Annotated in this window: 29 protein-coding genes and 1 riboswitch; of the genes, 14 read left to right on the top strand and 15 right to left on the bottom strand. The window is 69.6% G+C overall.

Annotated elements, in window-relative coordinates; genetic code table 11:
* Positions 1–90 precede the first annotated feature (90 nt).
* The 4 genes from ACSW7Y_RS02465 to gcvT all read right to left on the bottom strand — a co-directional run bounded on the left by ACSW7Y_RS02465 (position 91) and on the right by gcvT (position 5,261).
* Complete coding sequence (locus ACSW7Y_RS02465; protein ID WP_438124765.1) at positions 91–633, bottom strand: hypothetical protein; 543 nt, start codon at positions 631–633, stop codon at positions 91–93.
* A 209-nt stretch (positions 634–842) separates the two neighbouring features.
* On the bottom strand, positions 843–3,767 hold the full coding sequence (gene gcvP, locus ACSW7Y_RS02460; RefSeq protein ID WP_438124764.1) for an aminomethyl-transferring glycine dehydrogenase: 2,925 nt from the start codon (positions 3,765–3,767) through the stop codon (positions 843–845).
* Entirely contained in the window at positions 3,764–4,141 is a 378-nt protein-coding gene (gene gcvH / locus ACSW7Y_RS02455; RefSeq protein ID WP_438124763.1) for a glycine cleavage system protein GcvH, read from the bottom strand. Before gcvH ends, gcvP begins: the two co-directional genes overlap by 4 nt.
* Positions 4,142–4,145: 4 nt before the next feature.
* Positions 4,146–5,261 carry a glycine cleavage system aminomethyltransferase GcvT gene (gene gcvT, locus ACSW7Y_RS02450; protein WP_438124762.1) on the bottom strand — a complete coding sequence of 372 codons (1,116 nt, stop codon included), beginning with the start codon at positions 5,259–5,261 and terminating at the stop codon, positions 4,146–4,148.
* A 168-nt stretch (positions 5,262–5,429) separates the two neighbouring features.
* A riboswitch (glycine riboswitch) is annotated at positions 5,430–5,529 on the bottom strand.
* Between the two features lie 107 nt (positions 5,530–5,636).
* On the opposite strand from gcvT, the gene ACSW7Y_RS02445 reads away from it, so the two are divergent.
* The 3 genes from ACSW7Y_RS02445 to ACSW7Y_RS02435 are packed head-to-tail and all read left to right on the top strand — an operon-like array spanning position 5,637 to position 7,259.
* Positions 5,637–6,011 (top strand): BlaI/MecI/CopY family transcriptional regulator, encoded by a 375-nt coding sequence (locus ACSW7Y_RS02445; protein WP_438124761.1) that lies wholly within the window; start codon positions 5,637–5,639, stop codon positions 6,009–6,011.
* Positions 6,012–6,023: 12 nt separating this feature from the next.
* Positions 6,024–6,764 carry a M56 family metallopeptidase gene (locus ACSW7Y_RS02440; RefSeq protein ID WP_438124760.1) on the top strand — a complete coding sequence of 247 codons (741 nt, stop codon included), beginning with the start codon at positions 6,024–6,026 and terminating at the stop codon, positions 6,762–6,764.
* Between the two features lie 12 nt (positions 6,765–6,776).
* Entirely contained in the window at positions 6,777–7,259 is a 483-nt protein-coding gene (locus tag ACSW7Y_RS02435) for an FBP domain-containing protein (RefSeq protein WP_438124759.1), read from the top strand.
* Between the two features lie 42 nt (positions 7,260–7,301).
* Here ACSW7Y_RS02435 and ACSW7Y_RS02430 read toward each other — a convergent pair whose 3' ends face one another.
* The 3 genes from ACSW7Y_RS02430 to ACSW7Y_RS02420 all read right to left on the bottom strand — a co-directional run bounded on the left by ACSW7Y_RS02430 (position 7,302) and on the right by ACSW7Y_RS02420 (position 9,960).
* On the bottom strand, positions 7,302–8,138 hold the full coding sequence (locus ACSW7Y_RS02430) for an alpha/beta fold hydrolase (RefSeq protein WP_438124758.1): 837 nt from the start codon (positions 8,136–8,138) through the stop codon (positions 7,302–7,304).
* Positions 8,139–8,209: 71 nt separating this feature from the next.
* Positions 8,210–8,923: an alpha/beta fold hydrolase gene (locus ACSW7Y_RS02425; RefSeq protein WP_438124757.1), complete on the bottom strand. Its 714-nt coding sequence runs from the start codon at positions 8,921–8,923 to the stop codon at positions 8,210–8,212.
* A gap of 38 nt (positions 8,924–8,961) precedes the next feature.
* On the bottom strand, positions 8,962–9,960 hold the full coding sequence (locus ACSW7Y_RS02420) for a helix-turn-helix transcriptional regulator (protein WP_438124756.1): 999 nt from the start codon (positions 9,958–9,960) through the stop codon (positions 8,962–8,964).
* 109 nt (positions 9,961–10,069) lie between these two features.
* Between ACSW7Y_RS02420 and ACSW7Y_RS02415 the strand changes: the two genes are divergently transcribed.
* Positions 10,070–10,327, top strand: a complete 258-nt coding sequence (locus ACSW7Y_RS02415) for a hypothetical protein (RefSeq protein WP_438124755.1) — start codon at positions 10,070–10,072, stop codon at positions 10,325–10,327.
* A gap of 21 nt (positions 10,328–10,348) precedes the next feature.
* On the opposite strand, the gene ACSW7Y_RS02410 is transcribed toward ACSW7Y_RS02415, so the two are convergent.
* Complete coding sequence (locus tag ACSW7Y_RS02410; RefSeq protein ID WP_438124754.1) at positions 10,349–11,254, bottom strand: LysR substrate-binding domain-containing protein; 906 nt, start codon at positions 11,252–11,254, stop codon at positions 10,349–10,351.
* Between the two features lie 68 nt (positions 11,255–11,322).
* On the opposite strand from ACSW7Y_RS02410, the gene ACSW7Y_RS02405 reads away from it, so the two are divergent.
* The 3 genes from ACSW7Y_RS02405 (at position 11,323) to ACSW7Y_RS02395 (ending at position 12,607) form a co-directional block, all read left to right on the top strand.
* Positions 11,323–11,829 carry a GNAT family N-acetyltransferase gene (locus tag ACSW7Y_RS02405; RefSeq protein WP_438124753.1) on the top strand — a complete coding sequence of 169 codons (507 nt, stop codon included), beginning with the start codon at positions 11,323–11,325 and terminating at the stop codon, positions 11,827–11,829.
* A 77-nt stretch (positions 11,830–11,906) separates the two neighbouring features.
* Entirely contained in the window at positions 11,907–12,362 is a 456-nt protein-coding gene (locus ACSW7Y_RS02400; RefSeq protein WP_438124752.1) for a GNAT family N-acetyltransferase, read from the top strand.
* Positions 12,363–12,403: 41 nt separating this feature from the next.
* Positions 12,404–12,607: a hypothetical protein gene (locus ACSW7Y_RS02395; protein WP_438124751.1), complete on the top strand. Its 204-nt coding sequence runs from the start codon at positions 12,404–12,406 to the stop codon at positions 12,605–12,607.
* 28 nt (positions 12,608–12,635) lie between these two features.
* On the opposite strand, the gene ACSW7Y_RS02390 is transcribed toward ACSW7Y_RS02395, so the two are convergent.
* On the bottom strand, positions 12,636–13,823 hold the full coding sequence (locus ACSW7Y_RS02390; protein WP_438124750.1) for a MalY/PatB family protein: 1,188 nt from the start codon (positions 13,821–13,823) through the stop codon (positions 12,636–12,638).
* Between the two features lie 111 nt (positions 13,824–13,934).
* On the opposite strand from ACSW7Y_RS02390, the gene ACSW7Y_RS02385 reads away from it, so the two are divergent.
* The 3 genes from ACSW7Y_RS02385 (at position 13,935) to ACSW7Y_RS02375 (ending at position 15,977) form a co-directional block, all read left to right on the top strand.
* Complete coding sequence (locus ACSW7Y_RS02385) at positions 13,935–14,711, top strand: isocitrate lyase/PEP mutase family protein (RefSeq protein ID WP_438124749.1); 777 nt, start codon at positions 13,935–13,937, stop codon at positions 14,709–14,711.
* Positions 14,712–14,802: 91 nt separating this feature from the next.
* A complete protein-coding gene (locus ACSW7Y_RS02380) occupies positions 14,803–15,411 on the top strand; it encodes an HD domain-containing protein (RefSeq protein WP_438124748.1) in 609 nt (202 codons plus the stop codon).
* Positions 15,412–15,674: 263 nt separating this feature from the next.
* On the top strand, positions 15,675–15,977 hold the full coding sequence (locus ACSW7Y_RS02375) for a hypothetical protein (protein WP_438124747.1): 303 nt from the start codon (positions 15,675–15,677) through the stop codon (positions 15,975–15,977).
* A 105-nt stretch (positions 15,978–16,082) separates the two neighbouring features.
* Here the strand turns inward: ACSW7Y_RS02375 and ACSW7Y_RS02370 are convergent, their stop codons facing one another.
* Complete coding sequence (locus ACSW7Y_RS02370; protein WP_438124746.1) at positions 16,083–16,421, bottom strand: hypothetical protein; 339 nt, start codon at positions 16,419–16,421, stop codon at positions 16,083–16,085.
* Between the two features lie 153 nt (positions 16,422–16,574).
* Between ACSW7Y_RS02370 and ACSW7Y_RS02365 the strand changes: the two genes are divergently transcribed.
* On the top strand, positions 16,575–16,772 hold the full coding sequence (locus tag ACSW7Y_RS02365) for a hypothetical protein (RefSeq protein ID WP_022904913.1): 198 nt from the start codon (positions 16,575–16,577) through the stop codon (positions 16,770–16,772).
* Positions 16,773–17,377: 605 nt separating this feature from the next.
* Here ACSW7Y_RS02365 and ACSW7Y_RS02360 read toward each other — a convergent pair.
* Complete coding sequence (locus ACSW7Y_RS02360) at positions 17,378–17,839, bottom strand: phage tail protein (protein ID WP_438124766.1); 462 nt, start codon at positions 17,837–17,839, stop codon at positions 17,378–17,380.
* An 86-nt stretch (positions 17,840–17,925) separates the two neighbouring features.
* The gene (locus tag ACSW7Y_RS02355) at positions 17,926–18,315 is read right to left on the bottom strand and encodes a DUF2510 domain-containing protein (protein ID WP_083513445.1); all 390 of its coding nucleotides are present in this window, start codon (positions 18,313–18,315) and stop codon (positions 17,926–17,928) included.
* A 74-nt stretch (positions 18,316–18,389) separates the two neighbouring features.
* Between ACSW7Y_RS02355 and ACSW7Y_RS02350 the strand changes: the two genes are divergently transcribed.
* Together ACSW7Y_RS02350 and ACSW7Y_RS02345 are read left to right on the top strand one after the other, a co-directional pair.
* The gene (locus ACSW7Y_RS02350) at positions 18,390–18,695 is read left to right on the top strand and encodes a hypothetical protein (protein WP_438124745.1); all 306 of its coding nucleotides are present in this window, start codon (positions 18,390–18,392) and stop codon (positions 18,693–18,695) included.
* 143 nt (positions 18,696–18,838) lie between these two features.
* On the top strand, positions 18,839–20,599 hold the full coding sequence (locus ACSW7Y_RS02345) for a hypothetical protein (protein ID WP_438124744.1): 1,761 nt from the start codon (positions 18,839–18,841) through the stop codon (positions 20,597–20,599).
* A gap of 301 nt (positions 20,600–20,900) precedes the next feature.
* Here the strand turns inward: ACSW7Y_RS02345 and ACSW7Y_RS02340 are convergent, their stop codons facing one another.
* Complete coding sequence (locus ACSW7Y_RS02340) at positions 20,901–21,563, bottom strand: recombinase family protein (protein ID WP_438124743.1); 663 nt, start codon at positions 21,561–21,563, stop codon at positions 20,901–20,903.
* A complete protein-coding gene (locus ACSW7Y_RS02335; RefSeq protein WP_438124742.1) occupies positions 21,560–21,811 on the bottom strand; it encodes a hypothetical protein in 252 nt (83 codons plus the stop codon). Before ACSW7Y_RS02335 ends, ACSW7Y_RS02340 begins: the two co-directional genes overlap by 4 nt.
* Positions 21,812–22,061: 250 nt before the next feature.
* Here ACSW7Y_RS02335 and ACSW7Y_RS02330 point away from each other — a divergent pair, with 250 nt between their 5' ends.
* Complete coding sequence (locus ACSW7Y_RS02330) at positions 22,062–22,904, top strand: hypothetical protein (protein ID WP_438124741.1); 843 nt, start codon at positions 22,062–22,064, stop codon at positions 22,902–22,904.
* Positions 22,905–23,499: 595 nt separating this feature from the next.
* Here ACSW7Y_RS02330 and ACSW7Y_RS02325 read toward each other — a convergent pair.
* Complete coding sequence (locus tag ACSW7Y_RS02325) at positions 23,500–24,126, bottom strand: hypothetical protein (RefSeq protein ID WP_438124740.1); 627 nt, start codon at positions 24,124–24,126, stop codon at positions 23,500–23,502.
* Positions 24,127–24,662 lie beyond the last annotated feature (536 nt).

The following is a 24,662-nucleotide window of genomic DNA, read 5'->3' as shown; positions in this document are numbered from 1 at the left end:
CACACGGGAGGCCCGGGGCGGACTCGCCACGGGCCTCCCGTGTGTTCACTGGCCGACCGTCGCGGAACGACGGTCGCCGGGTCGGGTCGGTCAGCTGTTGTACTGCACGAAGACGGACTGCGCACCCTCGCCACCGAACGGGAGCGCGACCCAGGTGAGGCCGATCTGCCCGCGGACGTCGCCCGAGTACGTCGAGAACGTCCGGCCGACCGAGTAGGTGTTGCACCCGGCGTACGGGATGTCCTTCGTTCCGTGGTCCCGGTTGCCGTCCGGGTGGTAGCTCGTCACGGTGGGCGAGATGAAGTTCGGCGCACCACCCGGGAGCGTGCCGACGCAGACCCGGACCGAGTCGAGTCGGGCGGAGGACGACGAGACGGACGACCAGTTCGAGTACACGACGAGGCTGATGCTCGATCCGTCGACCTGCGGATAGCTCACCGACGATGTGTACTGCCCGGCAGCCGTGACCCGCGTCGTCGTCTCGGTCGCAGCCTGGGCAGGCGATGCGACGCCGACCGCGAGGACCGCCGCGGCCCCGGCAGCGACGATCCCGGATGCTCGCCGGGTCCGACGACGACGGCCCTTCGGTGCGACGTCGACGGTGCTGGAGGTGGTGCTGTTGGTGATCGACATGTGGTTCCCCTGTTCCTCTGTTTCGATCGGACACCGTCCACGGGACCAGGTCGGAGGGTCGCCTGCTCGGGATGTTCAGGGGATGCCCGAGAACTCCAGATGGTCGGTGACGCGTCAAGTGGACCCGCTGCAGCGACGGACGGGAGGCCCGTGGCGGATCCGCCCCGGGCCTCCCGTGTGTCAGCCGCGCGCGTCGACGACGCAGGTCGCTACGCGAACGCCTCCACCGGCGGGCAGGCGCAGACCAGGTTGCGGTCGCCGTACGCCTGGTCGATGCGGCGCACCGGCGGCCAGTACTTCCGCGTGCTGATGCCCGGCAGCGGGTACACGGCCTGCTCACGGGTGTAGGCGTGCGTCCACTCCCCCGCGATCACGGACGAGGCGGTGTGCGGCGCGTGCACGAGCGGGTTGTCGTCCGCGCTCCACTCCCCCCGCTCGACGGCGGCGGCCTCGGCTCGGATCGCGAGCATCGCGTCGACGAACCGGTCGAGCTCCGCGAGGTCCTCGCTCTCGGTCGGCTCGACCATGAGCGTCCCGGCGACCGGGAACGACATCGTCGGCGCGTGGAACCCGTAGTCGACGAGGCGCTTCGCCACGTCGTCCACGGTGATGCCCGTGCTGTCCCGGAGCGGCCGGAGGTCGAGGATGCACTCGTGCGCGACGAGCCCGTCCTGCCCCGTGTAGAGGACCGGGTAGGCGTCGCGGAGCCGCGCGGCGACGTAGTTCGCGCCGAGCACGGCGGCCTCGGTCGCGCGGGTGAGCCCCTCGAGTCCCATCATCCGGACGTAGGTCCACGTGATCGGCAGGATGCTCGGGCTGCCGTACGGCGCGCTCGACACCGGTCCACCGGCGTGCGCGAGGCGTCCGTCCGCGTCCGGAGCGGTGGCACCGGATCGACGGTCGGCCTGCTGCGCCATCGGGTGACCGGGCAGGTACGGCGCGAGGTGCGCCTTCGCCGCGACCGGCCCGACGCCCGGGCCGCCACCACCGTGCGGGATGCAGAACGTCTTGTGCAGGTTGAGGTGCGACACGTCGCCGCCGAAGTCACCGAAGCGGGCGTGCCCGAGCAGCGCGTTGAGGTTCGCGCCGTCGACGTACACCTGCCCACCGGCGTCGTGCACGGCTGCGGTGATGTCGGTGATGTCGTGCTCGTAGACGCCGTGCGTCGACGGGTACGTGATCATCAGCGCGGCGAGCTGGTCGCCGTGCTGCGCCGTCTTCGCCCGGAGGTCGTCGAGGTCGACGTTGCCGTCCTCGTCGCACGCCACGACGACGACCCGCATGCCGGCGAGGACCGCAGAGGCAGCGTTCGTGCCGTGCGCGCTCGACGGGATGAGGCAGACCGTGCGCTCGGTGTCGCCGTTCGCCAGGTGGTAGCCGCGGATCGCGAGGAGGCCGGCGAGCTCGCCCTGGCTGCCGGCGTTCGGCTGCAGCGACACCGTGTCGTACCCGGTGACCTCGGCGAGCCACGACTCGAGGTCGCCGATCATGTCCAGGTAGCCGGCGACGTCCTCGGCCGGGGCGAACGGGTGCACGTTCGCGAACTCCGGCCAGGTCACCGCAGCCATCTCGGTCGCTGCGTTGAGCTTCATCGTGCAGCTGCCGAGCGGGATCATGCCGCGGTCGAGCGCGTAGTCCTTGTCGGACAGGTGCTTGAGGTACCGCATCATCCGGGTCTCGCTGCGGTGCGCGCTGAAGACGGGGTGGGTGAGGTACTCGCTGCTGCGCAGCAGACCGGCCGGGAGGCCCGTGGCTGCGTCCCGCACAGTGGTCTCCGTCGCGGGGACGGTCGCGTCCACCGCACCGAACACGGCGGCGAGCGCCGTCACGTCGTCAGGAGTGATCGTCTCGTCGACGGACACCTGGAGGGTGTCGGCGTCGACGAGGTGCAGGAGGTAGTCCCGCTCGTGGGCGGACTCGACGAGGGCTGCGGCACGGCCCGGCGCGCGCAGCGTCAGGGTGTCGAACCACGCGTCGTGCACGACCTCGAGCCCCGCACCGCGCGCGGCGTCGGCCAGCGCGGACGTCGTCCTCGCCACCCGGTCCGCGATGAACCGCAGCCCCTCGGGGCCGTGGTAGACCGCGTACATCGACGCCATCACGGCGAGGAGCACCTGGGCGGTGCAGATGTTGCTCGTCGCCTTCTCGCGGCGGATGTGCTGCTCGCGGGTCTGCAGGCTGAGCCGGTAGGCCATCTGTCCGTCGGCGTCGAAGGAGACCCCGACGAGCCGACCGGGCAGCTGGCGCTCGAGCCCGGCGCGGACGGCGAGGTACCCGGCGTGCGGCCCGCCGAAGCCGAGGGGCACACCGAAGCGCTGGCTCGTCCCCACGGCGACGTCGGCGCCGAGGTCGCCCGGGCTGGCGAGGAGCGTCATCGCGAGGAGGTCCGCGGCGACGACCGCGATGCCCCCGCCCGCGTGGACGCGCTCGATGGTGCGGCTCGGGTCGACGATGCGTCCGGAGGCGCCCGGGTACTGCAGGACGACGCCGAACGCGCCGTCGAGCTGCTCGTCGGTCGGGCCGTCGGCGGCGTCGAACACGCGGAGCGTGATGCCCACGGCGTCGGCGCGGTGGTCGAGGAGCGCACGGGTCTGCGGCAGGAGGTCGGCGTCGACGAGGAACGCGTCGCCCTTGACCTTCGAGGCTCGTCGGGCGAGGAGCATTCCCTCGACCACGGCGGTGCCCTCGTCGAGCATGGACGCGCCGGCGGTGGCCATGCCGGTGAGGTCGGACACCATCGTCTGGAAGTTGATGAGCGCTTCGAGCCGGCCCTGCGAGATCTCGGGCTGGTACGGCGTGTAGGCCGTGTACCAGCTCGGGTTCTCGAGCACGTTCCGCTGGATCACCGCGGGCGTGTGGGTGCCGTGGTAGCCGAGGCCGATCATCGCGCGGCGGACGGTGTTGCGTCCGGCCTTCGCACGGAGCTCCGCCAGCGCTTCGGTCTCGCCGACGGCTGCCGGGATGACCGAGTCGGTGACCGGGGCCGCGTGGATCGACTCCGGGATGGCGGTGCGGACGAGGGCGTCGAGGGACGGCTGGCCGACGGCGTCGAGCATGACCTGCTGGTCGGCGCTCGTCGTGCCGATGTGGCGGTCGGCGAAGGACGTCTGGAGGTTCTGCTGCACGTCGCTCATGCGAGTGAGGCCCGGTACGCGTCGTGGTCCATGAGGTCCTCGGGGAACGAGGTCCCCTCCACCTTGATCTTGACGAGCCAGCCGGCGCCGAACGGGTCCTGGTTGACGGTGTCCGGCGCGTCGACGACGGCGTCGTTGACCTCGACGACCTCGCCCTCGATCGGGGCGAAGAGCTCGCCGACGCTCTTGGTCGACTCGATCTCCCCGATCTGCTCGCCCGCGGTGGTGGCGGTGCCGACGGCGGGGAGTTCGACGAAGACGACGTCACCGAGCTGTTCGGCGGCGTGGTCGGTGATGCCGACGGTGACGGTGTCGCCCTCGACGAGCAGCCACTCGTGGTCGGCGGTGTACTGGAGTGCGGTCTGGTCGGTCACGGGTTCAGCCTCTCGGGGAACGGCGGTAGAAGGGGAACGGGGTCACGGTGCTGGGGATGGCCGTGCCACGGACGTCGATGTGCAGGACTCGCTCGCCCGACGACACCGCTTCGAGCGCAGCCGGGTCGACGAAGGCCATCGCGACCGGGTGGCCCAGGGTCGGGGACAGCGCACCCGAGGTGACGGTGCCGACGACCTCGCCGTCGAGCACCACGTCGTAGCCGGCACGCGGTGCGCGACGGCCCTCGGTGACGAGGCCGACGAGCACGCGGGCGCCCTCGGCCGGCGAGACGCCGGCCGCACCGACGAAGTCGCCCTCGGTCGCGACGACCCGGCCGAGTCCGGCCTGCGCGGGTCGGACGTCGGTGCCGAGCTCGTGCCCGTAGAGGGGCATGCCGGCCTCGAGCCGCAGGGTGTCGCGGGCCGCGAGGCCGGCCGGGACGACCCCACGGTCGGCGCCGGTCTCGAGCAGGGCGTCCCAGATCGACGACGCGACCTCGGTGCCGCTGTAGATCTCGAAGCCGTCCTCGCCGGTGTAGCCGGTCCGGGCGACGAGCACCTCGGCGCCGTCGAACAGCGCGTGCAGCACGCGGTAGTAGCGGAGCTCGTCGAGCGGCGTCTCCGGCTGCAGGCGGTCGGCGACCACGAGGGCGTCGAGCGTGCCGGCGGCGGCCGGACCCTGGATCGCCACGAGGGCCGTCGTGTCGGAGTCGTCGGACACCTCGACGTCGAACCCGTCGGCCCGTGCGGTCAGGGCGTCGACGGCGACGGCACGGTTCGCGGCGTTGGCGACCACCAGGAACACGTGCTCCTCGGTGCGGTACACGACGAGGTCGTCGAGGATCCCGCCGTCCTCGCCGAGGAGCAGCGAGTACTTCGCCCGGCCGACGGTCATCGCACCGAAGGACCCGGCGAGCGCGTGGTCGAGGAACGCGACGGCGTCGGGGCCGGTCACGCCGACCTCGGCCATGTGGGACAGGTCGAAGACCCCGGCGGCGCTGCGGACCGCGTGGTGCTCGGCGAGGTCGGACGAGTAGCGGACCGGCATCCGGTACCCGGCGAAGTCGGTGAAGGTGGCGCCGGCGGCTTCGTGCGCGGCCTCGAGCGGTGATGAACGCATGGCGGAGTTCTCTCGTCCTCGACGACACCCGACGACCGTCGTCGGGTGGGAACTCCCCCTCTGTCATGGGCCTGAGAGTTTCACCGCGGCCCGTGAGGTCCGGCGGCTTTCACCGTGGGCGAGGAGCCGGACCGACCGGGGTCGGGGGCGCCTGCTTTTCAGAGTGGCCTGTCCGTCGCGGTGTTGGACCTGAGAGATTGGCGGGGACGTTGCTCCTTCGGTGCAGGACCCCGGCGAACCCGGGTCCGGCGTCTCCCGCGACGGGTGATCGGCCGTGCTTCAGTTGTCGCCGTCGAGCATACCGCCGCCGTGTTTCCGGCAGGTGTCGTGCTCCCGGTTCGACATCTCGTAGAAGGTCCGTCGTAGGATCCTCGGGTGGCAGGACAGCGATCACGCCCGCGCGGGCAGCTCGAACAGGCGGTGCTCGACGCCCTCTGGTCGGCGTCCGAGGGGCTCACCGCCCGGCAGGTGCTCGACGCGTTCCCCGAGCCCCGTCCCGCACTGACGACGGTGCTCACGGTCCTCGACCGGCTCGGACGCAAGGGGCAGGTCGAGCGCGAGCAGCACGACGACGCCCCGCTGACCTTCCGCGCGACGAACAGCAGGGAGGAGCAGACCGCCTCCCTCATGTCGAACGCGCTGGCCGCCGCCACCGACCGCGAAGCGGCTCTCCTGCAGTTCACCGGCTCGCTCGCCTCGGACGACCTCGACGTCCTCCGCCGCGCCCTCGACGCCCGTTCCCGGGGCTGATCGGCAGCACCCGTGGTCGTCGCCGGAGTCGTCCTGATCGCGCTCGCCCTCGCGGTCGTCGTCCTCGCGCCGCGCATCCTCACCCGCTCCGCGTGGACGATCGACCGACCCCGGACCGCGCTCGTGTCGTGGTCCGTCGCGGTGGTGCTCGGCGTCGCGGGCTTCGTGGCCGGGATCGCCCTCGTGGTCCTCGCGAACCGCCCGCTCACCGACCCGTTCGGCATCGCGGCCTCGCCGTCGCACGGCCTCAACGTCGGGGTCGCGCTCGTCGCGGTGCTCGCGTTCGTCGTCGCGGTCCGCGTGCGCCCCGGGCCGGAGCACGACGCGGTGCGCGAGGCGATGCGCTCCGGCGCCGCTCCGCACCGCGAGATCGCCGGTGTCCCGGTCGCGTTGGTCGAGGCGGACCACGCCCTCGCGTGCGCGGTCCCCGGTCGGGCCGGTGGGGTGCTCGTGAGCACCGGGCTCGCGGACCAGCTGCGGACGGACGAACTGGAGGCCGTGGTCGCCCACGAACGTGCCCACCTGTCCCAGCACCACGCGGTCGCGGTCGCGGTCGCCGAGTCGATCGAACGTGCGGTCCCGTGGGTGCCCGGCGCACGCGCCATGGCGCGCTCGACGCGTGTCCTCGTCGAGTTCGCCGCGGACGACGCCGCCGCCAGGCGGCTCGGCCGCGACGCGGTCCGTCGGGCCGTCCTCGTCGCGGACGGGACGAGCGCGCTCGGGGTGATCCGCGCCTCCAGGCTGGAGGGTTAGGGTGGCGGCACCGTGAAGCCACTGACCGAAGCAGACATCCGCTCGTCGTTCGTCAACGCCACCCCGGAGGAGCTCGAGCAGCTGCCCATCCCGGGGCTGCATGAGATGCTCTGGAACGAGCGCGAGTTCCTCGGCTGGCGGGACCCGCAGGCCGCCCGTCGCGGGTACATCGTGTCGTGGATCGACGACCGGCCGGTCGGCATCGTCGTGCGGTCCGCCGGCGGCTCGCTGCGGCCGGGCATCGCGGCGATGTGCTCGTTCTGCCACTCGCCCCAGCCGGCGACGCAGGTGCGGCTGTTCTCCGCCGCGCGCGCCGGGGAGTCCGGCCGGAACGGCAACACGATCGGGTCCTACATCTGCGAGGACCTCGGCTGCTCGATGCTCATCCGCACCGCGCCCCCGCACCTCAACCCGCCGGCGACGATCGCGATGCGCGGCGAAGCGCTGCTCCGTCGCGTGCGGAGCTTCACCGAGGACGTCGCGAAGACCGCGTAGTCGGCACAGCGCTGGGCTGCACGGACCACGCGGCCACCCCGTTCACTGCTGGATGAACTCGAGGATGTCCCGGTTCAGGATGTCGGCGTGCGTCGTGAGCAGGCCGTGCGGGTACCCCTCGTAGATCTTCAGCGTCGCGTCCTGCAGTAGCTCGGCCTGCTTGACGGAAGCCGCCTGGTACGGCACCACCTGGTCGTCGTCGCCCTGGAGGACGAGCACGGGCACGGTGATCGCCCGCAGGTCCTCGGTCTGATCGGTCTCCGAGAACGCCTTGATCCCCTCGAGGTGGGCGAGCGCGCTGCCGGTCATGCCCTGCCGCCACCAGTTCGCGACGACCGGCTCGGACACCTCGACACCGGGCCGGTTGTAGCCGTAGAACGGGCCGGACGCGACGGCCTGGAAGAACTCGGCGCGGTTCGCGGCGAGGGCCTCGCGGAAGCCGTCGAACACCGAGATGTCCGTGCCCTCGGGGTTGTCCTCGGTCTTGAGCATGAGGGGCGGCACCGCGGCGACGAGCACGGCCTTCGCCACCCGGCCCTGGGGCTGGCCGTACTGCGCGACGTAGCGGGCGACCTGGCCGCCGCCGGTGGAGTGGCCGACGTGGACCGCGTCGTGCAGGTCGAGGTGCTCGACCACGGCCGAGACGTCGCTCGCGTAGTGGTCCATGTCGTGGCCGGTGTCGATCTGCGAGGAGCGTCCGTGCCCGCGGCGGTCGCTCGCGACGACCCGGAAGCCCTTCGACAGGAAGAAGAGCATCTGGGCGTCCCAGTCGTCGGACGACAGCGGCCATCCGTGGTGGAACACGATCGGCTGGGCATCGTGGCTGCCCCAGTCCTTGTAGTAGATCTCGGCGCCGTCGTCGGTGGTGATGAAGGCCATGCGTGTCTCCGCTCTCTGTTCGGTCGGTCGTGCTCTGCGGGTGGTCCGAGGGCTCCCGGTGGTCGGGAGGGTCAGCCGAGCTGCGCGATGGCGTCGGTGATGACCTCGACGACCTCGGCGGGGTGCGAGTGCATCACGAGGTGCGGGGCGTCGAGCTCGACGACGGAGCGGAGTCCCGCGCGCTCGTACCCGAAGCGCTCGACGTCCGGGTTGATGGTGTGGTCGGCTGCGGACACGATGCCCCAGCCCGGCTTCGTGCGCCAGGCCGTCACGGACGCGGGCTCGCCGAACGCCACCGCCGACAGCGGTCGCTGCGACACCGCGAGGACCTCCGCGGTCGCCCGGTCGATGCCGGCGGCGAAGACGTCCGGGAACGCCTCGACGACGACCGACACGTCGGTGCCGGGCTCGCCGCCCTCGACCGGGTACGGCGCGTACACGAGGTTCTGCGCGAGGTCCGAGTCCGGGAAGCCGCCCTGCAGCTGCGCCAGGCTCTCCCCCTCCTCGAGCGCGTACCCGGCGACGTACACGAGGCCGACGACGTTCTCCGCGACCCCGGCGACGGTGATGACGGCCCCGCCGTAGCTGTGACCGACGAGGAGCACCGGGCCGTCGACCTCCTCGACGACGGCACGGATCGTGGCCGCGTCGCCCGACAGGCTCCGGTTCGGGACGGCGGGGACGCGGACGGTGAAGCCGCGGTCGAGCAGCAGCCGGGTCACGGGCGCGAAGCTCGCGGAGTCGGCGAAGGCTCCGTGGACGAGCACGATGGTGGGCGATGTCATGGTGGTGCATCCTCTCGTCGGTGCGGACGCGACCGACGCTAGGGGCGCTGTGCCGGGCTGTCGTGCCCCTGCGAGTACCCGGCTCGGTACCGCGCGAGCCGGCTGCCGTCGGTCGGTGTCGTCGCGCCGTCGCGCGGCGGTCCGACGAGGCCGTCGCTGCGGTCTGCGCTGCGGTCGGCTCGTCGGCCCTCGCCGCTGACGGCGCTTCGCCTGGCTCCGCCACCGGCTCGCAGCTCGGCGAGCGCCCGTTCCCCGAGGCTCCCCGGCGCGCCGTAGCAGACGAGCGTGTACAGCCCGGGGTGCGCCTCGAGCACCTGCCACCGCAGGTCGACCCAGCCGTGGTCGGGGAAGAAGTTCGGAGCGCGACCGGACGTCATGGGGTGCGCCTCGTGCCGACGCCACAGGTCGGCGAAGTCCGCGTCGTCCAGGAGCAGCGCGACGATCTCCTGCCAGCGCGGGTCGGAGGGGTTGCCGTGGTACCGCAGGCGGGAGACGGTCGTCCGCGCCCCCTCGGCCCACGACGGCAGCGCCCGGACCTCGGGCGGCGCCTCGAACTGCATGAGACCGAGGTTGTTGCCGATCTCCATGTACCCGGGAGCGACGGCACGCATCAGGTCGTTGAGGACGAGGACGTCCTGGTTGCGGTCGATGATGTACGCCGCGGTGTGGTCCCAGAGCGTGATCATCTCGACGAGGTCCGGCGGTGGAGCCTCACCGCGGTGGACCTCGTACACGGCCTCCGCGCCGGGGAGCGCCAGCCGCTGCAGGTAGGCCGTACCCGAACGGTCGAGGCGCAGCGCCCGGGCGAGCGACGCGCACACCTGCAGGGACATCTGGTGCCCGCTGCCCTGCTCCAGTCGGCGGTAGTACTCGACGCTGATGCCCGCCAGGCGGGCGACCTCCTCGCGCCGGAGCCCGGTCACGCGGCGGCGGGGATCTCCGGGCAGCCCGACGTCCTCGGGCGAGAGCGCCGCGCGCCGCGCACGGAGGAAGCTCGCCAGGGCACTCTTCTCGTGATGTCCGTGCGGGATCTCCACCCTCGGATTCTCGCGTCTCCGACCACCGTCGCGCCACCCGGGCTCGTGTCGGAGAGGGGGCGAGTGCCCGGGCGTCCGCACGGTCGGAGGTCGCCGGTACGGTGACGGCATGCCGACCCGATTCACCGAAGCGCGATGGGCCGTCGTGTCCGACGACGGGGGCGGCCGCTGGCGCCTGACCGTCACCGACGAGGCCGACGACGAGCTCGGCACGATCGGCCTGGGTGTCGAGGGATCCTGGGATCCCGACGTCGAACCGCACGTGCGGTTCGTGCTCGTGCAGCTCGGCCTCGAGCTCGCCGGGGCCCGACCCTGGCACGACGACGAGCTCGGACACCACCGGGCGCCGGTGCTGCCGCTCGCCTGACGAGCGGTCGCCGCCCCGCACCTACACCGTGGCCGACCCGTCCGTCGCCGCGTCCTCCGTCGCCGCGATGAAGTTCCGCAGGATCTCCCGGCCGTCGTCCACCCGCGTCGCCCACGAGAGTTCGCTGCGGTGCTCGCTGCCCCGGAGCGGCAAGAGCGCCACGGTCGCCGGTGCGGCGAGCGCTGCACTCTCCGGCACGACGGTCACACCGAGTCCGGCGCCGACCAGGTGGAGCACCGTCGCCCACGTCGTGGCCTCCTGTACCACCCTGGGTCGCCGCCCGCCGGCGGTCACCGGTGCGAGGTTCCGCTCCGTCGCGAGCGCACCGGCCTCAGCGGGGAAGAACACGAACGGGTCGTCGACGAGGTCGGGACCCTCGACGCTCGACCGGCCCGCGAACCGGTGTGTCGTCGGGACGGCGGCGACGAACCGTTCGCTCCGGAACGGAACGAGCCGCACGCCCGGCTCGGGGTCGGGATCACGGACCACCGCGAGGTCGAGTTCGCCCCGGAGGATCCGAGCCACGAGGTGGGACGTGTAGCCCTCGGTCAGTTCGACCCGGACGAGCGGGAACCGCTCCCGGAACGCCTGGACCCGCTCGATCGGACCGAGGGGCAGCGCCGACACGACGAACCCGACGTCGAGGCGTCCGGCCTCGCCGCGCCCGATCCGCACCGTCTCGTCGAGGTCTCGCGCGGCCTGCTCGAGCAGCGACCGGGCACGGCCCTGCAGCACACGGCCGGCAGGGGTGAGCGCGACGCTCCGCGAGGTCCGGACGAACAGGTCGACGCCGAGCTCCCGTTCCGTCCGCCGGATCTGCTGCGACAGCGCTGGCTGCGCCATGTGCAGGGCCACTGCCGCGCGTCCGAAGTGCAGTTCGTCGGCGACGGCGAGGAAGGCCCGGAGCTGCCGGAGGTCCACATCCATGCACGCAGCGTATCGATCAACGCGAACGAGTATTGGACGCGACCGGACGCAGTGATGATCATGGATGCATGCCCGACACCACCCCCACCGCCACGGTCACCATCGCCGACCTCGCCACGCCGGCCGACGCCGAGGCGTTCCGCATGCTCAACGAGGCGTGGATCACGCGGTTCTTCGCCCTCGAGGACGAGGACCGCCGGTACCTCGGCGACCCGGTCGGCCACGTGGTCGAGCGCGGCGGCGCGGTGCTGGTCGCGCGGCTGACCCAGGGTGACGAGACCGTCGTCATCGGTTGCGTCGGCCTCGCCCCCACCGCACCGGGCGAGTACGAGCTCGTGAAGATGGCCGTCTCCCCCGACCACCAGGGGCACGGCACCGGCCGCCGCCTCATCGCGGCCGCACTGGAGCGGGCGCGCGAGCTCGGCGCGCGTCGGGTCGTCCTCGAGAGCAACGCGCAGCTGTCGAGCGCCGTCCACCTGTACGAGGCGTTCGGCTTCCGGCACCTCGAACCGCACGAGGTGGCCCCGAGTCCGTACGCGCGCGCCGACGTCCACATGCGACTCGACCTCGCCTGACGCCACGGTCCCCCTCGGGGGACGAACACGCCGTCCACCTGACGACGCCTCACCACCGGCCGATAGCGTCGGCGGAGATGCGCATCCACGAACGGGCCGAGGCCGACCAGGACGCCCTGGTCGAGGTCCTCTGGCGCGCCCACGTCTTCGGGTACCCCGCCGTCTGGCCGGATGATCCTGCCGGGTGGCTGGCGCCGACGGGTCTCCGCGCTGCCTGGGTCGCCGTCGTCGACGACCGGGTCGTCGGGCACGTCGGCATCGCCGTCCCCGCACCGGGCCGCATGCCCGAGGTCACACGGCTCTTCGTGGACCCGGACCACCGCGGTCGGGGCATCGCCGACGCGCTGCTCGACGCCGCGGAGCAGTCGGTGCCGGGCTCGCACCTCCGGCTCGACGTGACCGAGGACGCCCCCGGCGCCTGGCGGCTGTACGAACGGCGCGGGTGGTGTCTGACGGGCCGCGGACCGGCGGACTGGTGCACGCCGTCGGGCGAGGTCCCCACCCTCCGCTTCTACGCGAAGCGCATCGGCTGAGCGGGCCGTCCTGCGCGCACGTCGTTCGGTACGCTCGCGGCATGGCGACGTACGAGGTCCAGGCCGTCCGTGAGCGCGGCGCGTGGCAGGTGTTCATCGACGGGCTGCTCGTCACCGAGGTCACCCGGTGGCCGTCGGTCGGGTTCGTGGCGCGCGAGTTCCTCGCGATGGACCGCGACGACGACCTGAAGATCCGCGTCGTCGGCCGGAACCAGTACATCGACGACGACCCCGGCGAGGCCTGACGCTCGGCGGCCGCCGCCACGGCGCCCCTCAGGCCACGTGCCAGACGAGCCCCTCCTGCGTGCTCGACGGGTACGCCGCCGCGATCCGGAACACCGCCTCGCGCAGGGTCTCCGGCGAACACGCCAGGTTGAGCCGCGCGAACCCCCGCCCCTGCGTCCCGAACCCGAGGCCCGAGTTCAGGGCGACGTACGCGTGCTCCCGCAGCGGCACCGCCGGGTCGTCCCCGAGCCCGATGCCCCGGAAGTCGAGCCACGCCAGGTAGCCGGCGCGCGGGCGTGTGTAGACGACGCCGGGCAGGTGCTCGGCGAGCAGCGAGCCGAGCAGCCGTTCGTTCGCCACGATCCTCGCGACGACGTCGTCGAGCCACCCGGTCGCGAGCGTGAACGCCGCCGTGTTCGCGTGCAGCCCGAGGATGCTCGTCCGGCAGGCGACCTCTTCCCACAGGGTGTCGAGGAGCGCCGCGGTCCGTCCGTCCCCGGCGACGATGACCGAGCACTTGACACCAGCGAGGTTCCACCCCTTGCTCGCGCTCGTCACGCACACGCTGCGGGCGCCGAGCGGCTCGGCGATCATCGCGAACGGGGTGAACTGCACGCCCGGGTGCGTGAGCGGGGCGTGGATCTCGTCGCTGATCACGAGCACGTCGTACCGCGCGGCCAGTTCGGCGAGCGCCACCAGGTCGGCGCGGTCGTGCACGAGGCCCACCGGGTTGTGCGGGTTGCAGAGCAGGAAGACCCCGACGCCGTCCGCGAAGGCCCGCTCGAGGCCGGCGAGGTCGAGCCGGTAGTCGCCCCACTGCTCGAGGAGCGGCACCTCCTCGACCTGACACCGTGCCTCCTCCACCAGCTCGAAGAACGGCGGGTAGACGGGCGGCGTGATCGCGACCCGGCCGCCGTCCGGCAGCGCGAGCCGCAGCGACTCGACGATCCCGACGCTCACGTCGGTCGCGAGGTACACCCGCCCCGGGTCGACGTCCCAACCCCAGCGGTCCTTCGCGAACCCGGCGAACGCCGGCGCGAGCGGCCCGGGGCCGTCGAGGTACCCGAGGTCGGACTGCTGCACCCGTTCGATGAGCGCCTGCCGGATCTCCGGCGCGACCTCGTGGTCCATCTCGGCGACGAACAGCGGCAGCACGTCGGGTGCGTACCGCGTCCACTTGATGCTCGTGCGGACCCCGCGGAGGTCCCCGACCGGGTCCTGCTCGTCGTGCGCCATGCGTCCCAGGATGCACCGGCCTGGAGGCGCGGCGCGACTCCGGACGTCATCCTGCGTCGCGTGGGCGCGCGCCCTGGGCCTCCGCAGCGGTCGCCGCCTAATGTCGGCGACATGAGCACGAGCACCGCCGAGAAGGCGTCCACCCTCAAGCAGCTGCACGAAGCCCCCGAGATCCTCCGCGTCGTGAACGTGTGGGACGCGATCAGCGCGAAGGTGGTGAGCGACCTGCCGGAGACGAGGGCGATCGCGACCGCCGGGCACTCGATCGCCGCGAGCCACGGCTACGACGACGGCGGCATGCCGCTGGACCTCGCCCTCGCCGGCGCCGCGACCGTCGCCGCCGCCACCGACCTGCCCGTCACCGCCGACCTCGACGACGGCTACGAGGACCCGGCCGACACGATCCGCCGCGCGATCGGCGCCGGCATCGTCGGCGCGAACGTCGAGGACCGTCTCCGTCCGTTCGACGAGGCCGTCGCCCGCGTCGCCGCGATCACCAAGGCCGTGGAGGCCGAGGGCATCGACTTCCAGTTGAACGCCCGCACGGACGCCATCGCCCGCGGTGGCGACCGCCCGCTCGACGAGAGCATCGAGGACGCCATCGCCCGCGGCAAGGCGTTCCTCGACGTCGGCGCCCCGCTCGTCTTCGTCCCCGGAGCGATCCAGCGCGACGTCGTCGAGCGGCTCGTGGCCGGGCTCGGCCGCGGCAAGCTCTCGGTGATCGGTCTGCCCGGGGCGCTGCCCGCGGCGGAGTACGAGGCACTCGGCGTCGCCCGCATCTCCTACGGTCCGTTGACGCAGCGCGTCGCGCTGCGCGCGCTGCGCGACCTGGCGACCGCCCTGTACGGCGGCGGCGTCGTGCCGGAGGACACGCCGGCCCTGAACTGAACCGCGTTCCGGACGGGAGGCACGGTGCGGGCCCGCACCGTGCCTCCCGTCCGTCGTGTGGCCGGGTCGCGGCCTGCGCTACCGTCGTGCCGTGACCACCGACGTCGACGCCCTGCTGACCCCGCCGACCGCCGTCGCGGCGCGCGCACTCGAGGTCGTCCGCGCCTGGTCGACGCCTGCGCTCGTCAACCACTGCCTCCGGTCCTGGGCGTGGGCTTCCGTCATCGCCGACTCCGACGGTCTCTCGCCGGACCGCGAGCTGCTCTTCGTCGCGGCGATGCTGCACGACCTCGGGGTGACTCCGTCCTTCGACGCCCATGCGGTCCCGTTCGAGGACGCCGGAGGAGCGGTCGGCTCGGTCTTCGCGCTCGGCGCGGGATGGGACGCCTCGCGGGCCCGACGCGTCGGCGAGGTCATCGAACGGCACATGTGGACCGCGGTCGACCCGGACATCGACGTCGAGGGGCACCTGCTCGAGATCGCGACCTCGCTCGACGTCTCGGGCGTGGGCTTCGAGCTCGTGCCCGACAACGTGCTCCGTGGAGTGACCGCGGCACTCCCCCGCCTCGACTTCTCCGACGCCTTCGACGGGCTCGTCCACGAACAGGCGGAGCGCAAGCCGTCGTCCGCGGCCGCACGCCTCGACGGCTCGGGCAACGTCGCCGTCGGCGGGGCGCGCTGGGACGCGTTCCTGGCCTGACCCTGGACTTCCCGCAGGGCGACACGTATAGTGTCTGGTTGGTGCACTGCAGCGAACCCATCTGACTCGCGCACACCGACCGTCTCGACACCGATCCAACCGGGATCGCATTCCCCCGAGACCACCCTCGTCCACACGGACGAGTCGCACGTCGACACACGACGTGCGCGCCAGCGGGCAACCGCGGACGACCCGGACCACGATGTCCGAGGGCGTCCAGCGGACACCGCGACGGCGCCGAACGACTGAGAAAGACCAGCACCATGAACACGAACACCACTGTCGGCAACGACCGACTCAGCATCATCGGGACCGCCCTCGCGGCGCCCACCACCACCCCTGACAACATCGCCGAGTTCCCCGTCCGCGACGTCTGGACCGGCCGGGAGTACCTCGTCCGGATCGACGCCGACGACCTCGGCGTCTTCGTGACCGCCGGTGCCCGCATCGAGGTGCGCGGTGAGGCCGGCTGGACCATCCCCGGACGGTCCTGGCGTGGCGAAGCCAGCCGGACGCTCCTGCAGGCGCAGGAGGTGACGGCCGGCGAGTTGCTGCTCGCCGCCTGATCCGGGCGTTGGCGCAGACCCGATCCGGGTCCTTGCGCGTCGCTCGATCTCCCACTCCTCGAAGCGCGTCGCCGGTCCGCCGGCGGCGCGCTTCGTCGCGAGGCCTCAGCGACCGGAAGGCGCGTCCGCGCCGACGAACCGAGGGCGACCGTCCGCGTCGAGGGGGCGCGCATCGCCGGCCCGGCCTGCGGCGTCTCGCAGGCGGCGGATGAAGTTCGGGTCTTCCGGCTCGAGCTCGTCGTCCGGAGCGGGGGTCACGACGAACTCCGAGGCCGGTCCGATGAGCATCGACGTCGCGACCAGCGAGCCGTCCAGCCCGACGGACGGGACCGCGATCGTGTCCGTCCGGGCGTTCGCGCCGAGGACGGCCGCGTAGTCGAGCACCGCGTCGGCGATGAGGTCCCCGGTCATGATGTCGACGTTCTCGTAGCTGATGTACTTCACCGTTCCCCTCCCTGCGCCTCACGGTACGGACCCCGGGACCACCGCCCGCGGAGGTCCGCGCTTCGAGGCCAGGACGTACCCCGACCTCACGGGGTGCGGGTCTACTGTCCGTTTCACGACCGCGGCACCGACGCGGCGGAGCAGGGAGCCGACATGCCGAACCGTCTGGAGTGGGTCAGGGACGCCGAAGACCACTGGAAGGTGTCGTTCGGCGCTGACCAGCTGTGCGAGGTCACCCGGGCACGGCAGTACGTCGTCTCCTCACCGGACCGTTCGATCCGCGGTGCACACTCGTCGCTCGAGGGTGCTCGTGCGCAGGTGCAGGCGTGGGTGCGGTGGAGCGGGCGCTAGGCAGGTCGGCGCGCTCGACGCGTCACCCCTGACCGGACGACCTGCGGCGAACAGCGCTCAAGAGTTGCGCTGCTGCACCGAGGACGCCCGGAGCAAGCGCGACGAGTGCTGTGGCGCCGTGGCCGTTCATGATCAGGACGCAACCCGCGACGAGCGCTCCCACGGTGAGCACTTGCGCACCGACCACCCCGACGACGACTGCCGCCGACTCCGCGCGACTCGTGCGCTTGAGCGCGTCTGAAGCAACTGTCTCCGATCGCACATGACAGGCGATCAACTCGCGAGCCGCACCCGGCACCAACCGCTCGTAGCCAGCGAGGACCTGCGGCGAGGCTACCGGCCCGCTGAAGTGTTCCGCGAGCTCGAAGCCGAAGACGCCGTCAGCGGCGAAGCTGGCGTTCGACTCGACCGCTGCTGGCGAAGGGCTTCCTGCATCCTCCGGAGGCGCGTGGTGTCCCCTGTCAGACCCACGAATGCGCCGTGCGTCAGCGCATGTACAACCCGTGTGTTCATGTCCCATCCTCGCCTCTCAGTCGCAGCGTCCGACGATCCTGCATCGGATTGGACCGCACAGCCAAGAAGTTCGAATGTCACGTGCGTAGAAGTCAGTACTCGCCCTTGACGACGAAGTACGAGCCGCGGATCGTGCCCGCGAGCTTCGACCGCTGGCGCACGAACTTGAACTTCTCCGCGAGTTCCTCCGGCACCTCCATGCCGTCCGACAGCTTGAACCCGACTGCGCGCTTGCCGCCCGGCTCGAGCGTGTAGAGGACGTTGATCGACAGACCAGACTCGTAGAAGACGTAGGTCCACCGCACACCCTCGACCTCGAACTCCGTCGCCTCGAGCGGAGTCGACGCGATCTCGATGTCCCGCTCCCGCAGCACCCGGGCGACGTACTCGACGAGGTCCGGCACATCGGCCGCGCGCTCGGTCGTGAACTCGAGGTCGTACTTGTTCCGGAAGTACCTGGCCTCGTTCGCCCGGAGGCCGGCGAGCGCGTCCGCCACGGGCGACGACTCCAACCCGACGGTGGACACGTTGACGAAGTCGACGACGTACGACATGGCGGCTCCTGGCTGCTCGGTGATCAGCGTCAACCTAGCGCTGCTGCGCCAGCGACCGCCATCCTCGTGCCGCGCCGGGACGTCCGTCAGACCAGCTTCTCGAACACCATCGTCGCCTGGATGCGGTCTCCCCCGCCGAAGCCGGTGCTCCCCGACGACGACGTGGTGATCGTGTGCAGACGGTACCCGAGCGCTGCCTGCGCGTTGATCGACCGCTCGAGTTCGGTGAGGTTGCCCGACCCCGTGCCGAAGAACTTCTCCTTGAGGACGACCTGCAGCACGACGTAGCTCATGCCGGTCGGAGCCGGGCGTGCCTGCCCACCCGCGGACGCCTCGGCCTGGATGCGTCCGATCACGCCCCCGATCCCCGGAGCGGGCGCCGCCGGGGGCTGCACCTGCTCCGTCCACGCGGAGCCGTCCCACCACCGCATGGTCCCGGAACCGTCGTCGTACCAACCCGCCTGTGCGTTCGTCATGCGCCCATCATGGCCGAGCCCGGCAACGACGACCATCGTCCAGAACGGGGGGCCGGGCGCTCCATACTGGAGGGGTGACGACACTGCGAGGCACCCTGCGTTCCACCGAGATCCGCGAGGCCGAGGGCAGCGGCGACACCATCGGCGAGGCACGCGAAGCAGCGATCGCGGCGCTCGACCTCGACGGGTTCCAGCTGCTCCAGGTCAACACCGTGACGAGCAAGGCGACGGGCGAGTCCACCGTCAAGGCGGTCGCCCGCTCGACCGAAACCCGGCCGCACGAGGCCACCGGCGCGAACTACGACGCCGCGTTGGCCGCGTACCGGAGCACCGTGCCCGAGGGTTGGCAGGCGCAGAACATGCACGAGGTCGCCGAGTGACGACCGCGCGACTCAGTTGTTGAAGCGGAACTCGGTGCATGTCGAATCATTCATGCCCAGATCGGCGTGTTTTCGCGGATCGCGGCCCGTCATGTAGCGTCGTGACACAGCGGTGATGACACACAACGATCGGGGGCGACGCTGTGGCGAAGGGAATATCGGTCCGGGGCACGCGAGCGACGATCTACGAACCGACCGAGAGGTACAGAAGCTGGCGGATCGCGTACATCGATCGTGCCACCAACGCGCGCAAGACCACAAGCGGCGGAAGCAGCCGAGAAGAGGCCGAAGTCAAGGCCCGGCAGCTCAGCGGTGAGTATGTAGAGGGATGGGCGATCGGTGACAACCCGCCGACGCTGCGCGAAGCAACCGATCTGTGGATCGCAACGAATCGACCGCACTGGTCGAGCCGGACCGTCGACGCGTACCACTACTTCGGCAAGAAGCTCACCGACCTCTACGGCGACCGCTTCATCACCCACATCTCACCCCGGGACATGGCCAAGCTCGATGTGTCCGCACACTCGCGCGGCCAACAGGAGAAGATGCGCTCCGTCGTTCGAGGCATCTTCGCCCACAGCAGCGGATGGATCACGAAGGAGCGAGCCGACCTGCTCGCACGGGGCATCACGCTCTCGGGTAGTTCCGGCAGCAAGCGCAATCCCCGCGTAGAGAAGGGAGACATCCCAAGCTCGCGAATGGTTGCCGCGCTCGTGACCACGGCCTATCACACGCTGCAGGTCGGGCCGCTTGACGATCCCGAGCGAACAACGGTGGAGGGCCTGACCGGTAAGAAGGTGCGTCACACCACCGCCGCCGAAGGCAGGCAACGAACCGGGACGGCGAGGCTCGCGACCGGGATGGGCACACCCGATCCGAACGATCCACGCTTCCTCGACGGGCTACCGCTCGATACAACCAACACCCACCGGCGCGGGATGCCGAAGCACTACAACCACCGGGAAGCACGGCGCACTGCGGAGACGGAGGAGCTTGCAGGCCGCTACCGACAGATCGGATTGGCAACCGCCCTGGGCGCAGGTGGTGGGTTGCGCATCGGAGAGATACTGGCGCTCCGAGTACGCCACTTCTTCACCCCGGACCAGGTGCTGCACTTCTTCGGCACGAACTGGGATCGGACTCGCTCGAACTACTGGGGCAAGCTCGAAGTGAGCGAGCAGGCAAGCCAGGCGAGCCGGGGTGCGATCTGGGTCACCGGCACCAAGGGTGCCCGGAAGAGCAGGACCGTCCGGCTCCCCGCGTTCCTTCCCAACTGGCACGACCACGCTCCGGGCACAACCCGGGAGCAGATCAACCGGATCATCCCCCGCTTCGGAGAAGACCCAAGCCTCAATCTCTGGCAAGCTACCGACCTCGAGTCCATCGAGCTGTGGCGACACGGCTTCACACCGCTGGCCTACCTGCTCTGGGATCGGCTCTGGGAGGAGCTGTGGAACCACCACGCGATTCGCCGACTCTCGACGCCGCGCCGGATTGAAGAGTTCCGCGACCTACTGCTCTTCCCGACGCGCAATAGAGCACGAGCCGGTGCGGTCAACGGAGCAGTTCAGACGGACCCGACCTGGACAAGCAGCACCCGGATCGTGGAGGGCACCGGGAACTACCAGAGCCAGACCAACTTCGCCAAGATGACCAACCCGCTCTATGACTTCGTGGAGCAGGAGTTCAAGGAGTCACCGAAGCATCGAACCAACCGCCAGGGACGAACCGGCTGGACCCATCACGGACTACGGCACTGGGCTGTTTCGACCCGGATACGAGCTGGCGTGCCCTACCCGGTCATCGCGATGGAGATGGGGCACAAGGACAGCGCGTTCACGCTCGCTCGCTACGGCCATGTGATCGACCCCGAGGGGATCAGCGATCAGCCGTTCGAATACTGAGACGGTAGCTGCCCGCCTCTGCCCCTGAGCGTTGAGACGGTGAGCATGTGCGACGGACGACGGAAAGCGTCTCAGATCGCAGGCTACGGTCGCTAAGGGCATAGCGAAGGGCCGGGGCGACCTTCTCGAAACCCCGGCCCTCCACATCTGCTATCGGACGAACAAGCTCAACACCCCCTGAATCACATACATCACCATCACGAGAGCCGCGATGAGCACTACAGGCTTGTAGTGCCACGGGAGACGCCTCCAGGCCGAGCGGGCCGCGTTCTTTGCGTGCTGCTTCATTTGGTCGTTGAACTTAGACATTTGCTGCCTCCTTGGCTGCTTGCCACTCATCGAGCGAGACATACGGTGCCTTCGCTCCGGGCAGACCGAGCACGCGGATGATCGTCGGCCGGGATACATCCCACTGAGCGGCCAGTGTCTGCGGACTGGGCTTGGGCTTGGTCGTCTCGTAGGAGCTGCGGATCGCATTGACAGCAGCGAGGGTGAGCTTCGGCTTCTGACCGAGGCGCAATCCCTTGCCGACCTTGTAGTCGCGACCTTCCTTCATCCGAGCGATGATCTGCGCACGGTCCAGCTGAACGACTCCGGCGTAGATCGTCAGCATGAACTCGGAGCCCGGATCGTTGGGACGGTAGGCCAGGAAGCCGTCCAGTGGCTCGAAGCTCGCACCCATCCTCCCCAGATCGAGAACGCTGCCGATCATGGTGATCGTGTCCCGGGAAAGCCGATCGATCTTCGTCACGACGACCGCGACATCCTCCCCCTGCTCCCGCAGCTCCCGCACTCGCTCGAAGAGCGCGAGGTACCTCGGGCTGGAACCGTTGGTCTCACCCGAGACTGACTGGTCCTCGTAGATGTTCTCGGGAGCGCAGCCAGCAGCGAGAAGAGCGTCCATCTGGTTGTCGGTGCTCTGCTTGTTGGTCGAGACCCGGGCATAGCCCAGCTTGATGGTCATGGGTTGTCTCCTTGGTTCGAGTCGAGCCATGTCTGCCAGGCGTCGAACTGCTGAGGGGTGAGGGTGATGCGGGGAACGAGTGCGCGGTAGCGGAAGCCGTCGTCGGGACTAATCCAGCTCAGCCGGTATTGATCGGGTTCGGTGGTCAGTTCAAAGTGCAAGCGGTGAGCTGGCACACCTCGACCGGCGCGCTCCCAGATCATGTCTTGAGCGATGAGCACAGCATCGGGCAGAGTCATGGTGGCCATCAGCCGCAGCTGAAGATGCGAGCGGGGGGCATTTCGGGCGTGATGTCGTTCATTCCGGTGTCTCCTTGGCTTGGTTCTTCTGAACACGGTTCAAGAACCGCCAAACGAATATCAGAACAGTGGCTAACCGGGCTGTTCCTCAATGAACACTGGTGAACACCGACCCAGAAGCCCGCTCCTGCCCGACCTACAGCCCGAAGCTGCCGATGTGTCACACCGCCATGTCGGTCGCCTGAGTTAAGCTCAAGGCATGAGCGAAGAAGCGTGGCGGCCCGTCATCCCAACAGGCAAGGAAGACGCGTTAGTCGAGGAGTTCCCGGGCTATCTCCGCGAGGCGGTCTTCGGCTGGCTCCAGACAGTTCTCGGAGCCGAGAAGCGGTGGGTACAGGCCCAACGCTTCATCGACTTTCAAAACGACGCCCATGTGGACATCGGTTTCAAATCGGGCGGCTTGATCGAGTGGGGCACCGTGCTACAGCGGCTCAGGCACCTCGACGACGCAACCTTCACCAACTTCCTCGATCATCGACTGAGTGTCGGCTACTACCCGAGCGGCGACATACACCCCCTCGAGCGCATTCTGAGCAATGGAGGGTCAGCCTGGACTGTCATTCGATGGAACCGTTCGAAGGCGCGGCTTACTGCTCGCGTGCCAGCCGGCGTGCGATCCGCAGTCGGAGGCGTGCTCAGCGCGACAGATACGGCATCCCGCAAGCTGCAGGAGGCATGGGTGGACGCCTACGGCGCTCGACCGCGCGCCTCTGCGGCCTACAGCCATGCCGTCGTTGCTGTTGAAACCGCGGCGCTCTCGGTGATCTCGACCGGTCACCCCGAGCCCACACTGGGCAATGTGATCTCGGTGCTGGAGTCGAGCAACCCGAAGTGGCGGCTGATCCTCCGCGACAACGACAAGGCCCCAAGCGCGAAGAGCCTTGCCATGATGCTGCGCACGCTCTGGCGTGGCCACGAGAGCCGCCACGGACGACCGGACTACGAAGACGCCACCCTCGAAGAGGCAAGGGCGGCTGTGATCCTTGCAGCCACTCTCGTTCAGTGGTTCACCTCAGGAGTCGTCGTGCCCGCCCAGGGATGAGCAGGTGTGCGACACAACAGCTCAGCAGAAGAAGGGCGGAGGCGGAGCTGCAGGTTCCCCTTGGTGGGTAGATGACATGGGTCTCCCCTTGATTGACAGCTCGTAGCGTCTGAGATGTGTGAGTCCGAACCGTCGCCCCTAGGTTCCAGATCCCGCGTAGCAGGGCGACTAACCTCTGTCTGATTTGATGAACTGAGAGGGGTGAGAAAGCTTAGACTCGGCGGGGTATCAGCCCCATGCTCTCAGAGCGCCAGATGCTTCGGCGAGTGGCTTACTGCCCCGCACTTCCCTCTGCTCCTCACACTGACGCGAGCAGTAAGACGGGGGCCACCCAGCTCCGGGTCTTTCTACATCAGCGGGGCGCGTGGTCATCTCGAAGAGTTCACCAAGACAGAGCTACTACAGACGCTAGTAAAGCCCGCTGGACAGATCGAATCACGGCATGAGATACCCCCTTGAGATGGTCGCCTGCTACAGCAACACTGCGAGGCATATCGCAGACAAAAGACAAGCCCCGGAAACGGGGGTCCATCTCCGGGGCTTTTGCGCCTAGGCGGGTAAGTAGCAGTCAACCGCCTTGGTGGGTTATATCAACTCACTCGACGACGATCGCGCTCGACCCGGTGAAGGCACGGCTGACCTTCCCCCAGTAGCCGGTGTCATCGATTCGGATCCTGAGACTGTCGGGAGGCGAGATGATCCGGCCCTTACCCTTGACCGTGACCGTGTAGTGATGCCCGCGCTCGATGCCCGTAGCCTTGTAGGTTGAAGCCATAGGCTTGGCCACCGTTAGCTTGGCGCCGGTTGCGTCATCGACCACCCCCACCTCTGCGTCCTTGATGGCTGTCGAACAGCTCGCATCCATCACGCGAAACTCAAGTGAGGGCGTGTAAGCGTAGGTCGGCTTCCAGTAGTCGTCAAAGATCGAAGTGTTCTGACCGACCTCGACCCACTCTTGCCGCTGGTCCCCGAAGGTCCGGCTCTTGAAGCACTCCTTGTAGGTGATCGGTTCGGGCGTAGGCTCAGCCGACGGCTCATCCGTGCCTGCTCGGCAGCCGCCGACCTGGCTTGCAAACTTGCCGCCGTCGGTCTCAGCTCCTATGCAGGCGGTTGCCATCGAGCCGCCATCAGCCGATGCAGTGCTAAGCGGCGCGACCAGTAGAGCCAAAGCGACTCCTACGATTCCGACGATGCCGGCCTTCTTGCTGTTGATGCTTGTCATCTCGTCCAACTCCCTTTATTTGTAGACGCAAGACATATCAGCCGCATCGCAGTAGGAGGAATCCTCCCAAAACGGAGGACCGGGCCGCGATCTGGATTGAATCGCGGCCCGAGCCAGGGAGTTGATGTGGGACGAATCACATCAGCGAGCCATATCGCCGCAAACCGATTCGAGGTCGAGGGGCCTGAGCCTCCGAGCCGCGGTGTCACACCATCACGCGCGCCAACGGCTGAGCCGTGGTGTCGCATCACCGCCTGAGGATGGCTGAGCTGTGGTGTCACATCACCTTGCCGGCCTAGTGACTGAGCTGTGGTGTCGCGCCACGGTGCGGGCTGAGCGGCTGAGGCTGAGCGGCGGCCAGCGGAACTGGGGAGGCGGCGGCGGAACTGGGTGGTGGTGGAGAGGAGGAGCTACCAACAGTTGAGGAGACTGAGGCTTGCCGATGGCTGCTGACACTTTGTTGGACTCCTGCTCGAAGCCACGACCTGACGCTGTCGCGGGACTAATCCAATAGTGGTGAGAAGCAGAGGGTTTAC

Source organism: Curtobacterium flaccumfaciens, from assembly GCF_051548005.1.
Lineage (GTDB): Bacteria > Actinomycetota > Actinomycetes > Actinomycetales > Microbacteriaceae > Curtobacterium.
Note: the sequence above shows the minus strand (reverse complement) of the source record. Positions and strands in the feature narration are given on the sequence as shown.